At 60.3% G+C, this 13,450-nt stretch carries 17 protein-coding genes; 6 read left to right on the forward strand and 11 right to left on the reverse strand.

Annotated features, from left to right (window positions below):
* Positions 1 to 255 precede the first annotated feature (255 nt).
* From VPH40_RS02745 to VPH40_RS02760, 4 genes are read right to left on the reverse strand one after another with little or no spacing between them, the layout of a single operon-like run.
* A complete protein-coding gene (locus VPH40_RS02745; protein ID WP_328572587.1) occupies positions 256 to 681 on the reverse strand; it encodes a GNAT family N-acetyltransferase in 426 nt (141 codons plus the stop codon).
* Positions 678 to 1,130, reverse strand: coding sequence for a PaaI family thioesterase (locus VPH40_RS02750; RefSeq protein WP_152255738.1), 453 nt, complete (start codon positions 1,128 to 1,130; stop codon positions 678 to 680). The genes VPH40_RS02745 and VPH40_RS02750 overlap by 4 nt, the downstream gene beginning before the upstream one ends.
* Before the next feature lie 44 nt (positions 1,131 to 1,174).
* Complete coding sequence (locus VPH40_RS02755) at positions 1,175 to 1,666, reverse strand: MarR family winged helix-turn-helix transcriptional regulator (RefSeq protein ID WP_305051942.1); 492 nt, start codon at positions 1,664 to 1,666, stop codon at positions 1,175 to 1,177.
* A 45-nt stretch (positions 1,667 to 1,711) separates the two neighbouring features.
* Positions 1,712 to 2,908 (reverse strand): citrate synthase, encoded by a 1,197-nt coding sequence (locus tag VPH40_RS02760; protein WP_328572588.1) that lies wholly within the window; start codon positions 2,906 to 2,908, stop codon positions 1,712 to 1,714.
* A gap of 76 nt (positions 2,909 to 2,984) precedes the next feature.
* Here VPH40_RS02760 and VPH40_RS02765 point away from each other — a divergent pair, with 76 nt between their 5' ends.
* Both VPH40_RS02765 and VPH40_RS02770 read left to right on the forward strand, forming a co-directional pair.
* The gene (locus VPH40_RS02765) at positions 2,985 to 3,527 is read left to right on the forward strand and encodes a GNAT family N-acetyltransferase (RefSeq protein WP_328572589.1); all 543 of its coding nucleotides are present in this window, start codon (positions 2,985 to 2,987) and stop codon (positions 3,525 to 3,527) included.
* A 22-nt stretch (positions 3,528 to 3,549) separates the two neighbouring features.
* Positions 3,550 to 4,602 carry an NAD(P)/FAD-dependent oxidoreductase gene (locus tag VPH40_RS02770; RefSeq protein ID WP_328572590.1) on the forward strand — a complete coding sequence of 351 codons (1,053 nt, stop codon included), beginning with the start codon at positions 3,550 to 3,552 and terminating at the stop codon, positions 4,600 to 4,602.
* A 31-nt stretch (positions 4,603 to 4,633) separates the two neighbouring features.
* Here the strand turns inward: VPH40_RS02770 and VPH40_RS02775 are convergent, their stop codons facing one another.
* From VPH40_RS02775 to VPH40_RS02790, 4 genes are all read right to left on the reverse strand, one after another.
* Positions 4,634 to 5,092 (reverse strand): hypothetical protein, encoded by a 459-nt coding sequence (locus VPH40_RS02775; RefSeq protein WP_328572591.1) that lies wholly within the window; start codon positions 5,090 to 5,092, stop codon positions 4,634 to 4,636.
* 4 nt (positions 5,093 to 5,096) lie between these two features.
* Positions 5,097 to 5,714: a hypothetical protein gene (locus VPH40_RS02780; RefSeq protein WP_305055466.1), complete on the reverse strand. Its 618-nt coding sequence runs from the start codon at positions 5,712 to 5,714 to the stop codon at positions 5,097 to 5,099.
* 117 nt (positions 5,715 to 5,831) lie between these two features.
* A complete protein-coding gene (locus VPH40_RS02785; protein ID WP_328572592.1) occupies positions 5,832 to 6,251 on the reverse strand; it encodes an NTF2 fold immunity protein in 420 nt (139 codons plus the stop codon).
* Between the two features lie 213 nt (positions 6,252 to 6,464).
* Positions 6,465 to 7,346, reverse strand: coding sequence for a LysR family transcriptional regulator (locus tag VPH40_RS02790; RefSeq protein WP_251348762.1), 882 nt, complete (start codon positions 7,344 to 7,346; stop codon positions 6,465 to 6,467).
* A 97-nt stretch (positions 7,347 to 7,443) separates the two neighbouring features.
* On the opposite strand from VPH40_RS02790, the gene VPH40_RS02795 reads away from it, so the two are divergent.
* The 4 genes from VPH40_RS02795 to VPH40_RS02810 all read left to right on the forward strand — a co-directional run bounded on the left by VPH40_RS02795 (position 7,444) and on the right by VPH40_RS02810 (position 10,924).
* Positions 7,444 to 8,028 carry a GNAT family N-acetyltransferase gene (locus tag VPH40_RS02795; RefSeq protein ID WP_328572593.1) on the forward strand — a complete coding sequence of 195 codons (585 nt, stop codon included), beginning with the start codon at positions 7,444 to 7,446 and terminating at the stop codon, positions 8,026 to 8,028.
* A gap of 128 nt (positions 8,029 to 8,156) precedes the next feature.
* Entirely contained in the window at positions 8,157 to 9,635 is a 1,479-nt protein-coding gene (locus tag VPH40_RS02800) for an MFS transporter (RefSeq protein ID WP_289911438.1), read from the forward strand.
* A 249-nt stretch (positions 9,636 to 9,884) separates the two neighbouring features.
* Positions 9,885 to 10,286 (forward strand): ribonuclease E inhibitor RraB, encoded by a 402-nt coding sequence (locus tag VPH40_RS02805; RefSeq protein WP_099667997.1) that lies wholly within the window; start codon positions 9,885 to 9,887, stop codon positions 10,284 to 10,286.
* A gap of 236 nt (positions 10,287 to 10,522) precedes the next feature.
* Positions 10,523 to 10,924, forward strand: a complete 402-nt coding sequence (locus tag VPH40_RS02810) for a hypothetical protein (protein ID WP_328572594.1) — start codon at positions 10,523 to 10,525, stop codon at positions 10,922 to 10,924.
* 764 nt (positions 10,925 to 11,688) lie between these two features.
* On the opposite strand, the gene VPH40_RS02815 is transcribed toward VPH40_RS02810, so the two are convergent.
* From VPH40_RS02815 to VPH40_RS02825, 3 genes are read right to left on the reverse strand one after another with little or no spacing between them, the layout of a single operon-like run.
* Positions 11,689 to 12,072: a cupredoxin domain-containing protein gene (locus VPH40_RS02815; protein ID WP_328572595.1), complete on the reverse strand. Its 384-nt coding sequence runs from the start codon at positions 12,070 to 12,072 to the stop codon at positions 11,689 to 11,691.
* A gap of 3 nt (positions 12,073 to 12,075) precedes the next feature.
* Entirely contained in the window at positions 12,076 to 12,969 is an 894-nt protein-coding gene (locus tag VPH40_RS02820; protein ID WP_328573327.1) for a metallophosphoesterase family protein, read from the reverse strand.
* 58 nt (positions 12,970 to 13,027) lie between these two features.
* Positions 13,028 to 13,426, reverse strand: a complete 399-nt coding sequence (locus VPH40_RS02825; RefSeq protein ID WP_289909918.1) for a c-type cytochrome — start codon at positions 13,424 to 13,426, stop codon at positions 13,028 to 13,030.
* Positions 13,427 to 13,450: the final 24 nt, after the last annotated feature.

Consider the following 13,450-nt stretch of genomic DNA (forward strand, 5'->3'; position numbering starts at 1 on the left):
ATGTTTTCTTTTGGCCTATTGTGTTGAAAAATTCGGGGAAATTGGCACTTAAAGAGAAATCCTGCCAGCCTAGACCCGCCAGGATGGCCGTTATTGAGCGATCAAAGATTGCTAAGAGGATTAGACCTACCTCAATTATTGTCGCTTGATTTTTTCAACACAATAGGCCAATAGCAAATGGCCAGAGTTACTCAGTATATGGCGTTGTTACTTCCATGACAAGCCAGAGCCAAACCAGTGGCTGCGTGAGGCGTTCTAAGACAATGCTTTGATGAAATGAATGCGCTCGCTGACGGGGTCGCCAAAGTGCTCCACCAGTCGGACCTGATAGCCATTGCGGATCAGCACGCGCAGCATGGCGGGATAGCGGTTCATCGATTTTACGGTGATGGCCGCAAAGCCGTGCTCGCTGGCCCAGGCTTCCTGGGCTTCCAGCAGGCGCTGCGCCAGGCCCGTCTTGCGGTGCGCGGGCAGCACGCCGCCGAGCCAGCTATACAAGGAGCCATCCTCGGCGGCATAGCCCAGCTTGCAGCCGACGGGCTGGCCGTCCGCTTCTGCGATCAGCACCGGCGCGCCGGCGGGCAGGCGCTCCTGCAATTGCGCCAGGCTGCGCCGCTGGTCGAATTCGGGTATCGCCTCCAGCACCTGCCAGGCTTCCGCGATGGTGCCGGGCCGTATCATGCGGCGGCTTGTTCCCGGGGACGGATGATCATGCAGGTGGCCGTCGCGTGCGCATACACCTTACCGGCTTCGTCGCGGATCGTGCCTTCGGAAATGACCAGGTTGCGTCCCGCATTGATGACTTTGCCTTCCGCGTAGACCGTCACGTTGAAGGGCAGGGGGCGGCACATCTTGATGTTCAGGTCTGTCGTGCCGTAGCTTTCGCCGGCCGGCAAGACCGTGTGCGTGGCGCAACCCGTGACCGTGTCGAGCACGGTGGCCGCAAAACCGCCGTGCACGCCGCCCATGGGATTGGTGTGGTTTTCATTCGCCGTCGCCGTGAAGATGACCCTGCCGTGCTCGATCGTGTGGGCGTCCATCGGCATGGTCTTGGAAATGCCGGGCCGGGGAAACAGGCCTTGCGCGAAAGCTTGCATCAGTTGCAAGCCGGTCATGTCGTTGGGGTGCATGGTAACTCCTGTGGGGGTGAAGGTTGGGTTAAACGTCTTGCCGATTAAACGTCTTGCTGGAAACGCAGGCGCGAGGCATGCAGCAGGAAGCGGGCGACGACGGCCAGTTCTTCCTCGCTGAAACCTTGCTTCAGTTGTTCATTCAGGCTGTCGAGCAGGGGCAGGGCGGCGGCCAGCACCTCGCCGCCTTTGGGCGACATGTGCAGCGTGCCGGCGCGCGCGTCGAGCGCCGACTGGCCGCGCACGATGAGGCCGTTTTCTTCCATGCGCGCCACGAGGCCCGTGACGGCCGAGTTTTTCAGCTGCAGCGCCCGCCCCAGATCCTTCAATTGGCAGCCTTCCTCGCCCTTCAGGGCAAACAGGGCGACAACTTGCGTGCCGGAAAACCCCAGTTCGCTGGTGAAGACCGCATCGGCCGAGCGAAACAGGTTCTGGCGCGCCAGGTTGAGCAGATTGAACAGGCGCGGCGAACGCTCGCCCAGCGGGCAGGCGGCGGCATCGGGTACGTCTGGGGTGGGGGAGGTATTGGTACGCATGCGAAGTATACTACTACGTATGCGTAATAAATCAAGCGTGAATTTTCAGTCGCGCTGTGGGCGCCCGATGTAGCGGGCGCGAGGCCGTATCAGGGCCGCGCTGGCCGCTTGTTCCGCCGCGTGCGCGATCCAGCCGGCCGAGCGGGCCAGCGCAAACATGGTCATGCCCGCGCCCTCGGGCCAGCCGAAGGCCAGTTCCATGGCCGCCAGCGCCAGGTCGGCGTTCGGTTTTACTTCGAGTAACTCGGCCGCCGTGGCGCACGCGGCCAGGATGGCGTGCAGCTGCGGGTATTCGCGCGACATCGCGGACAGGCTTCCCAGCAAATATGCGGCGCGCGGGTCGCCGTGCGGGTACAGCGGGTGGCCGAAACCGGCGAATTCCGGCGCGATGGCTGTGTAAAAGGTAGCGATGGCAGCACCGGCGTCAGGCGCGGCCAGCGCCGCCGTCAACATGCATCTGGCCGCCGCGCTGCCGCCACCGTGCTTGTCTCCGGACAAGGCCGCCAAGCCCGCGCCCAGCGCGGCCGGCAGGCTGGCGCCCGTCGACGCGACGCAGCGCACGGCAAACGTCGACGCATTCAATTCATGGTCGGCCAGCAGCACGAGGGCGGCGCGCAGCAATGCAGACTGCTGCGCGTCCGCTTGCCACGCCTGGGCCAGTTGCTGGTGCAGCGGCAAGGCGGACGGCGCCGTTTGCAGCAGGGCGGCGGCCAGGATGCGCATCACGGCGGGGCCGGATTGCAGCGAGTGCGGCATGTCCGCTGTCGTCAGCATGGCCATGGCAAGCATGGCGCGTGCCAGCGGCGGCGCGTCCGGCGCGCGGGTCAATCCTGTCGGCTGGGCAGGCGCGTCTTGCTGAAAATAGTCACTCGCACCATCGTCCCACAGCAGGCTGGCGGTCATTTCCAGCGTCGCGTGTCGCGCCAGCGCCGCCGCATCGCAGCCGCGATACAGCAAGCGGCCATCGAGGATGTGGGAAATGCGCGTCTCCAGCACGGGCAAGCCCCAGTGCATGGCGGCCACGGCCGTCTGGCCACCGCGCTTGGCGTCGTTTTTACGGGCCGCCAGGCGCAGCACATCTTCCTGCGGATAGCGCTTGCGGCGCGACGCACCGTTGCTGACGGAAGCGAGCAAGCCCCGGCTCACATAGGAATACAGGGTGGGCAGGCTGACGCCCAGCAGGCGCGCCGCGTCAGGAGCGGACAGATCGTTGTTCATGGCGGCCATTGTAGCGTTTGTCACTTTATATTGATTCATGGAATCAAGATTGACGGGCCGGGCCACGCGTCACTAGACTCATGCCTTTCCAGGAGTTTCCATGAGCACCTTTGCCATACGCACCCTGCGCCCGGACGATGCCGCGCCCTTGCTGGCCTTCGAGCAAGCCAACCGGGCATGGTTCGAGCGCCATATCGAACGGCGTCCGGACGCTTTTTACAGCATCGACGGCATCCACGCGCATGTCGCGCAATTCCTGGACGAGCATGCGCAGGGGCGCATGCACCCCTGCGTCATCGTGGACGAACACGGACAATTGATCGGGCGTGCCAACCTCAAGGACATTGACCGGGAGCAAGGCGTAGCCGAAGTCGGCTACCGCATCGGGGAACAGCAGGCGGGCAAGGGGCTGGCCACGGCTGCGCTGCAGTACCTGATTGCCCTGGCGCAAGACGAATGGCGGCTGGCCAGCCTGTGCGCTTACGCCATCGACGGCAATGCGGCGTCGATCCGCGTGCTGGAACGCTGCGGTTTCGCGCAGGGAATGGCTGTGCCCGATATTGCCATCGTGGAAGGCAACGTCGTCGATGGCCACCGGTTTGCGCTGGAATTGCGGGCGGCTGGGGTAGACTCTGCCCTATGATAAATATGCAAAGTTGCTAAATATGAATCAAGAAACCTCAAAACGCATCGTCGTCATCGGCGCCGGCATCGTCGGCGCATCGCTCGCCTACCACCTGGCCAGCAAGGGAGCGAAAGTTACCGTCGTCGAGGCGGGCGGCATCGCTTCCGGCGTGACGGGCACTTCGTTTGCCTGGCTTAACGCGTCCTGCGCGGGGGTTGATCCCATCGCGGCCCTGCGCGGCGGCGCCATCGCCGCCTGGCGCCGGCTGGAAACGCAGGTGCCAGGCTTGACGGTGCGCTGGCATGGCGCCTTGTCGTATGGCACGCAGGATGGGCGCGTTTCTCCCTCGTGCATGGTGATCGACCGCACCCGCATCGCCCACTTGGAACCGCAGCTGCGGCAACCGCCGCAAAAGGCGCTGTACGAACCGGAGCAGGGCGCCCTCGACGCGGTCGCCGCGACGCACGCCTTGCTGGCAGCGGCCCGGGCGCTCGGTGCGACGGTCCGCACGCACACATCCGTGCTGGGCTTTGCCGTCCAGGATGGGAAGGTGAGGGGCGTGGAAACGGCCGCTGGCGTCATCGATGCGGATGTGATCGTGCTGGCGGCAGGCACCGCCACTGCCGCGCTGGCGGAGCAGCTGGGCGCCAGCCTGCCCATCCACGCCTCGCCCGCCGTCTTCCTGCGCTACCAGGCGCCGCCCGGCTTGGTGCGCGGCATTATTTCCAGCCATGCCATGGAAGTGCGGCAAGACGAAAACGGCACCGTGCTGGCGGCGGAAGATTATGTGGACGACGCGCCTGAAAACCAGCCGGCCGCCATGGCGCAGCGCACGGCCAGCGCGATCCGCAGTGAACTTGAGGGCGCCGAGGCCATCACGCCGGCATTCGCCTGCATCGGCCTGCGCCCCATGCCCGTCGATGGCGTGCCCATCATCGGCTACTTGCCGCAGGTCGAAGGCGCGTACGTGTGCGCCATGCATCCGGGCGTCGTGCTGGCAGGCATCGTGGGTCAGCTTGCCAGCGGGGAAATCGTCGATGGCCAACCGGCGTCAGCCCTGGAAGCTTGCCGGCCCGCGCGTTTCCTGGCGTAAATAACGTGAAGACCCCGTGCCGCGCCGATTCCTACGGCACGGGCACGACAAATACGGGCAGGATGAACGGCACTTGCTCTTGCGCATCGCCTTCCTCCGACGGCGCCTGCATAACATCCTCGTTGCGCCAGTCCCCGTTCACCACGCGGTCGGCGATCAGCGCCAGATCCTGCGTTTCGCGCACCTCGCGGCGAAACGGCAGCCGGCCATGCGAGCGCGACACCAGGCTGAAGCGCAACTGGCGGCATTGCGCATCGTGCCAGCAATAGAACAACATTTCCTCGCCAGCGAGCGCGTTGCGGCGTGCCGCGATCAATTCCTCGATGAATGCAACGATATCCGTGGCTTCTATGTGCGGCGTTTCCTCGTCCGTGGGCGAAAAGCTCCACATGTTCTCCATCGCTTCGCGGTTGATGTCGTCGGCATCAATGAACACTTCATCGTCTTGCGCCATTTCCAGCCATGCATTGACTGTCCTGCAATTCATCATGTCGTCATGCATCCCATGTTTTAAAAGCCGTCCATACCGAGCGCCATGCGCCATGCGGAAGTTTGGCCTGCATGGACAGTGACAGTCCGCCGTCGCCCATACGATCGCCTGGCTTCCATTGTTTATTCTTCAGATTAAGTGCCCGTGCTCTTCCCATGTCGACAGTTTTCATGTCTTTGATGTCATAGCCGACTTCCAATACGGGATGCAGCACTTCTCCATTAGCTGTCAAATATAAAGTATCGACATGGACCTTGGGTTTGTCAAAACGTTCGTAAAGCCTTGTTGCAGCGGATTTAAAACCCTGGCCAATGGCGATGCTGATGGTCGTTGGACCATTGCAGCCCAGAAGCGCGGCAAGCGCCCAATAGTCATGGTCAGCAGTGACAAGCCTGGCCAAACAGCGTTCTATCCATGCCAATTCATCAGTTCTGAATTCTTTCCAGTATGGAGCAAACGAATTCTGCAGATAGCCGACTTCGTGCAGCGCGCCGACCAGGTTAATCTGCTTGTCCACGCAGCCAATATCGTGCAACAGATGGGCTGCGGCTGCGGCGACCGCATACTCGCCTTTGGCCATGGCCTTATCTTCGAGTTTTTTCAGTTTGGTGTTAATACTCATTCTTTTCCTGGTGCGGACGATACCGCGCTCGTTGTGATTGCTGGCGTCTCTCGGAAGCGGGGACTGCGTTGATCGTCGTCGCGTGGCCCGCATTGGCGCAAGCTTGAGCGAACGCGACTAAAGATACGCCGGTCGCCAACGCTCCATGCCTTCCTCTTCATCAAGCCATTCTTTTTTATCAATAAACCATTGCTGGTTTTTAAGACAAAATGTATATCTGTATCTATTCTTGAATCCCGAAGTCTGCTGCGTGGAAATGACAGCTTTACTTCCTGAGATGCATGAATTTAAAAATATTTCGGTGGGTGAGTATTCAGGAGGATCGCTGCAGAGCAATGACATCTGGCGACCTTGTTTTCTTTCTTTTTTGGTGCAAAAGCAATCAAAAATAGCATCAAGATCCTGCTTCATTTTTTCTTTGAGAGTAATCAGCCCTTTCTCTCGCACCTCGGGGTAGTAATGAAGTTCCCAACCATTCATGGCCAGAATAAAATCCTTCAATACATTTTCCACATCAACTATTTCAATACTCATCATTTCCCTTGGCTAGCAAATGTCGCTAGTGTCAATAAAGATGCCAGCGCCCGTCATTTCATGCTGCCATCTTTGATCATTCAAGTTCAGACCATTCAGGATTGTGCCACACCTCGACCTTGAAGCTCCGCCTCCTTGCCGTGCCGGATCAGCACTCAGGAACTGGCTTCTATTTATCATAAAAGCCTCAACATTCCTGCACTGACTTGCATGCACTCACCCCCTCGGCCCATCCAATAGCAACTCCGCCAACCTGGTCGTCAGCCACAAACTCGTCTCGCTGAGCTTCTTGCCGTGGATCGATAAGCGCCGCACGGGCAAGCGCGACAGGGCCAGCGCAGGGCAGGGCACTTCCTGCAGATATCCCTTGTAGTTGTCGTAATTGGCGATGTTCAGGGGCAGAATCGCCCAGCCCAGCTCGTCCGCGACCATTTCCGCGATGCTGTAAAAACTGTCGGAAAACCAGACGGCGGGGCTGAACGCGTGTTCGCGGTTCAGTTCTGAATCCATGATCAGCTGGCGGTAGCGGGTCAGCTCGTTACGGCTCACTTCCTGGCCGTGGGCCATCGCGTGGCCTTTGGCCACGAACACGCCTTGCGCCACGCTGCCGATGTGCTGCTGTTCCAGCACGGGGGAAATGGGGCCGCGGTCGAAGTGGAAGGCCACGTCCGCTTGCTGCTGCTCCACGTATTGCGCCACTTCCGACGCCGTGGCGTTGAGCATTACCAGTTCCAGCGCCGGGTAGCGCGCCGCCAATTCCTTCACCAGGGTGCTGATGGCCAGGTAGGGCAGAGCTTCGTCCAGCGCCAGGGTCAGCTGCGCTTCCGGCGCCTCGCTCAGCAACTGGGCGCGCAGCTGCAGGCGCTCGGCCTGGCGCAGCAGTTCGCACGCTTCCAGGTGCATCACCTTGCCCGCTTCCGTCAGCACGGCGCTGCGGCGCGAACGGTCGAACAGTTCCACGCCGAACTCCGCTTCCAGCAGACCGATCGAGGTGCTGACCACCGATTGCGCGCGGCCCAGCCGGCGCGCCGCGCCCGAGAAAGAGCCGGCTGCGACAGCCGCTTCGAAGTAGCGCATTTGTTCCAAAGTCCATTGCATGGCATCCACCTATCTGTTTTACAGATGGATTTTAACTTGAATGCCATTCAGGGGCGACATAAAATGCATTTACATTTTCAACAACACGAGATCCGCCATGAAAAACGCTCAAGCCCATAATCCCGCCATCATCTTCAGCTGGTGTCACGACGCCACCGCCGAAGATGCGCTGTGCCAGCTCTACCTCGACAACGTCAGCGCCGACTACATCTCCCATTCGGAGCTGCAGGGCGAGCGCGCCGATGCGCCCGGCAACTGGCGCGCGGACTTGCCTGAGGTCATACGCGGCGAAATCCGCGCCGCCCTGTCGCACGACTGGGCGCATGGCGATTCAACCCTGCTGGCCGTCGCCACGTCGGGCGAGGCCATCGTCGGCATGGCCCTCGTTTCCATCGACACGCGCCAGCGCGCCTCGAAATCGTTCGCCGCGCTGGACGACCTGGTCTTGCTGCCTTCCGTGCGTGGCAGCGGCATCGGCAGCCAGCTGGTGGAGTGGGTAGCGAGCGAATTGCGCAGCCACGGCATCGCCCGCCTGTTCCTCGAATGCGGCGCGCACAACCTGACGGCGCAGACCTTCTTCCAGGGACGCGGCTTCAAGCAAGTCTCCGTCGTCATGCTGCGCGAACTCGACGTGCCGGAAGTGACGGCCGCCGTGGATGACAAGGATGGCGACCGTGGCTGACGCCCGCCGCCCCCGACCAGCCCAGGCCCGTGGCAGCCTGGAACGTAAATATTTGCGCAGCACCAAATTCATCCATACCGATAGTTGTTAAAAGTTACACTAAAATCCATGAGTTGTTTATGCATCCAATGAAAAAATGGCTGACGCTGGCCATCGTCTCCAGCGCCTTGTTCCTCATCGTGGTCGACATGACCGTGCTCTACACCGCCTTGCCCGCGCTGACGCGCGACTTGCAGGCCACTTCCTCGCAAAAACTGTGGATCATCAACGTGTACGCGCTGGTCGTCTCAGGCTTGTTGCCCGGCCTCGGCACCCTCGGTGACCGCTTGAGCCACAAACCCGTCTTCCTCGCTGGCCTGGCCGTGTTCGGCATCGCCTCGCTGTGCGCCGCGTTTTCGCCCGCGCCGGAGTGGCTGATCTTTGCCCGCGTGCTGCTGGCCATCGGCGCCGCGCTGATGATGCCGGCCACCTTGTCCATCATCCGCCTGACCTTTACGGATAACCGCGAGCGCTCGTTCGCCATCGGCGTGTGGGCGGCCATCGCCTCGGGCGGCGCCGCGTTCGGCCCCGTGCTGGGTGGTTTCCTGATGGAACATTACTGGTGGGGTTCCGTCTTCCTGATCAACGTGCCCATCGTCCTGCTGACCCTGGTGCTGGCCGCCGTCGTCCTGCCGAAGCGGGCCGGTAACCGCGACAAGCCGTGGGACTTGAAGGGTTCGCTGCAAGTCATGATGGGCCTGCTTGGTGGCGTGTATGCGATCAAGGAGCTGGGCAAGTCGCAGCCGTCGTATGCGCTGGCCGCCGCCTCGTTCGCCGTGGGCGCCTTCTTCATGCTGAAGTTCGTGCGCCGCCAGAAGCGGCAAGCCAGGCCGCTGATCGACTTCGCCCTGTTCCGCGAACTGCCGTTTTCCAGCGCCGTGGCCGCCGCCATGGTGGCTTCCGCCGCCCTGATCGGCATGGAACTGGCACTGAGCCAGCACATGCAGCTGGTGCGGGAACTGTCGCCGCTGGAAGCGGGCTTGCTGCTGTTGCCGTTGCCGCTGGCATCCGTGTTTGCCGGCCCGTTGACGGGTTTCATGTTGCCGCGCGCCGACAAGGCCAAGGTCTTGTGGGGTTCGTTGTTGCTGTCCGGCATCGGCATGGCATCGTATCTGCTGCTGCATGACGCCGCCGTCTCGGCCCAAGTAGCCAGCTTGGTGATCCTGGGCCTGGGCCTGGGCGCCGTCATGACGGCCGCGTCCAGCGCCGTGATGCTGAACGTGGCGCCGCAACAGGCCGGCATGGCCGCCTCGATCGAGGAAGTGTCGTACGAACTGGGCGCCGTGATCGGCGTGACGGTGCTGGGCACCATCTTGTCGGCCGTCTACAGCGCCACGCTGGTGATCCCGGAAAGCGCGGGCCTGCTGCCGAATGCCCATGACACGCTCGACGCGGCGCTGCTGGCCGCCGAGCAATTGCCGGCCGAACTGGGCTTGCAAGTGTCGGAACTGGCCCGCTCGGCCTTCGACAAGGCGTTCATTGTCGTGCTGGCCACGGCTTCCGCCATCCTGATGGCGGCCGCAGCCACCATCCGCCACCTGCATCTGCGGGCGCGCCGCGCCGCCTGATCGACCGCCCCTTGGGGCCAGGGGAAATGCTGGCGCCGCCATGAGTGGCGGCGCCAGCACGATTCGGCTTTGGACGAACAGTCGGACACAAAACAATAGTTTTAGACAAAAATTAATAAATTTGATACAAGTGAGCCTGGCGGCTATGCTTCGGGAACGGTCGCTATCGGCCAGGGGCAGACAGTCGGCCCTCGCCAGTTGGTGTGGCCAGCACATTTTTATATTAGATCAAGAAAGAGCACATCTCCCATGAAGCCACTTCGCTTGTTAAGCTGCGCAACGTTGGTAATTGCATGGTTTGCAGCATCGACAGTCATTGCTCAGACGTCAATTGCCGAACAACAGGATGCACGGGTCATAGAAAATCTGCGTCAGAACGGCGCGGATGTTACCAAAGTACATAACATCGATTTCTTTCTTGTCTTTATTCGAAAGGCCGACGCGGTTGCCACGGCAGAGAAAATCCGAGCCTTGGGATACGAGATTGTAGGCATTGGCCAGCCACCCACCGCGAAGCAATGGGAAATTCACGCCAAACGTAAGATGGTGCCAGAGTTGCAAGCAATGCAGGCGACGACACGCGCGCTACAATCCCTGGCGGAAGTTCGCAATGGGTATTACGACGGCTGGGGTGCCGTTGGAGTCAAATAGCGGATATTGCCTGATGGACTGCTTCATTGTGTTCACCGACCGCTACGGGGCGGAACCTGGCAGAAGCGGCAACCGGCCAAGAGCGGACATTCAACGAAGAGCCGCTTACGGCCAACAAGCGGTCATTCGCGGCAGCGTGACAATGTGTGAGTTTTTCTGTTTAGCAATCCGCTATGCTCTTGTGCCGCTATCGGCGAGAAGCGGCAAGAACCTTTAAATATCACCTTACAAAAACTATGAAGATACGCTCTAGTCAATATGGGGCTCTCCTTTTCTTTGTTTTTCCAACTATAGCTATGGGTTACGATCTACACATTACAAAAGCTGGGGAGTGGTCGCAGAGCTCGCAAACGCCAATTTCCGAGTTGGAATGGAAGAGTGCTGTCGCCGCCGACGGATTGCTGAAAATGGATACAACTGCTACGGCTGCGAACCCTCAAACACGTGAAATAGTTCAGGTTAGCAATCCATTGATGGCGGCATGGATTGATCCAAAGACGAACGACAAGCACTATTTCTACTATCATCGTGGTGAGATTTCGGTAAAAAATCCGAGTGAAAATGCGATCAAGAAAATGAAGGAATTAGCGGTAAAGCTCGATGCCGAAGTTCTGGGCGATGAGGGCGAGAAGTATTGAGGAACGACAGCAATCGGCTACACGCGGTCGTTGGGCCCATGCTATCAGGAGGGGAGACCTCCGTCAAAAAACACCAATTATGAATGTACTTGAGATGGCCGAAATGGCTGTGACCGCGTCAAATGATGACCCTGAAGGCTCTTGCCTCACCGTAGCTGAGGTAATGAGCCGCCTCAATACGCACGACTCAAACAATGCACATCTCGCAGACCCTGCAGTCGACAGATCGCGATTTCGATCCGAAGTACTAAGAGGTGACGAGCCTGTCCACGGGGAGTTCCTCGCACTTGTCTATTCTGCTCACTATCCGCTGGTGCGACTGGATGGTTTCGCAGATTTTCGTGCGATGGAGGAATGGTTGGCGTCGGATAGTGGCATCGTAAATTCGTTTGCCACCTACGTTATTGCATTCATTGCTGGGCAATCAAGGTCTTACGCTATTGCATACAAGGCGGCTGACGGCACCGTACAGGAATTCGACAAATGGGCTCAAACCCTGCTTGGGCCTCAACCGGCTGAAAATGTAAGCAACAGGTGGGTCGCTTGGAAGTGCTCGTAGAGCCATTTCATCTAAAACCTATATAAAGCCGAGGTCGAAACGTCCGCTATGGGCCGACAGCAGCCGCTCATATAAGCTCAAAAATGTTGCAGCCATGGCCTCGGCAAGCTTCGACGCGCGGTGGTGTCAACTGTATTTGCACGCGCGGCGCGTCGAAGTCGCTTGCCTCATGGGGGCTTGCGTCGAACTTTATGGTTCGTCCACCTTACTCCGTGACAATGATCTTCCCATTCATCTCCTCGTGGCCGCTGCCGCAAAAGTTGTCGCATAAAAAGGCGTATTCGCCGGCCTTGCCGGGCGTCAGCCTCACTTCGGTGACCTGGCCCGGCAGCAGGTCGGCGCGGATGCTCATGTCCGGGATGAAAAAACCATGGATGAAATCGATGGCCGTGAACGCCAGCACGACCGGTTCATCCTTCTTCAAGGTGATTTCGTTCGGCGTGTAGACGAATTTCTTCGCCTGGATGGCGATGATTCTTTCTTTTCCGGCAACTTTCTTCACGCCCTGGGCATCGATGGCGGCTACCGTCAGCAGCGCGCCGATACCGCAGGCGCAACGGATACCGAACTGTCTTCTTGCACGGTCCATGGTTCAGCTCCTTGTGACGGGAAATTCCGTGAGCTTGTAGTCATTGCCCGCCAGCGCTTCCACTTCGCGCAAGCCCAGGCCCTTGTTCGGCGCGGCCGGGTCCCAGGGCAGGGGTGTGCGCTTTTCCTGCGATCCTGGCGCCGGCAAGGGAAAAATCAGGGATTTGGCGGCGTGGTGCGCGATGTGCTCCGTCATGTGGTGATGTTCCTGGTGGATATGGCCATAGAACACGGTCACATTGCTGTACGGCATCAATAGCGCCATCGCCTTGTCGCCGTCGCGCGTGGCCCAGTCCCATTTGGGCACGAGATCGAACAGGGGCCGGTGGGTGAAGACGACGATGCGCGCATCCTTGGCCTGCTTGTCCAGGTCGTCCTTCAGCCATGCCAGCTGCGTGTCGCCGATGCGCGCGCCGGGATCGGAAACGTTATCGAGGGCAATGAAATGCACGCCCTTGTGTTCGAACGCGTAGTTGGACGGGCCGAAGTTTTCCTTGTAGGCGGCGCCGTTGTCGAGCGACGCGTCATGCTCGCCGGGGATGAAGCGCACGTTTTTTACCGTCAAGCCCGCCGCGATGTCCTTGAATTCGGCCATGCGCTGGCGGCGCTCCTTCGGGTCGTCCGTCGTATGCGTGAGGTCGCCCGTAAAGATGATGAAATCGGGCTGCACTTCCAGCGCATTCACGGTGGCGACGGCCTTCCTGAAGGTGTGGAGAGCGTCGGGGTTGGCGGCGCCCGTGAAACCCCAGTGCACGTCGGACAACTGGACGAAATAGAAATCCTCGTAGGGAGCGGCTGCCGTCTTTCCGGCCGCCGCCGGCGCATGCCCGTAGAGTCCGGACATGAACACGGCGCCGCCGCCGACGGCGGCCAGTTTCATGAAGCTTCTGCGGTCCATCATGATGTTTCTCCTTGAAATGCCTGGCAATGGCTGGCAGGCGGTGGCACAACTGTCTCTATTTGGTGGCCTGGGCCGGGCTGGCCCGTGCGGATTCCTGCTTTAGATAAGCGATCAGGTCGGCGCGGTCCTGCGCGGACGGCACCAGGTAGCCCATTTTTTGGCCGGGAATCAGTTTTTCCGGACCCGACAGCCATTGGTCCAGCGTTTTCTCGCCCCACACGATGGCGGACGCCTTCACGGCGGGCGAATAGTTGTAGTCGGCGACACTGCCGGCTTTCCTGCCGAACACGCCCTTGTGCGCGGGTCCCACGCCGTTGTAGTCGATCGAGTGGCAGGATATGCACATGCTCTTGTACAGTACCTGGCCGTGCATGGCGTCGCCGGCGGTGGCGGCGCCGCTGAACGCCATCAGCGTGGCCGCGGCCAGGCCAGGGAGGAAGCGGGGATGTTGCATGTTGAACTCCTTTCGCTTTGCGGT

Source organism: Janthinobacterium sp. P210005, assembly GCF_036231865.1.
Classification (GTDB): domain Bacteria; phylum Pseudomonadota; class Gammaproteobacteria; order Burkholderiales; family Burkholderiaceae_D; genus Janthinobacterium; species Janthinobacterium kumbetense.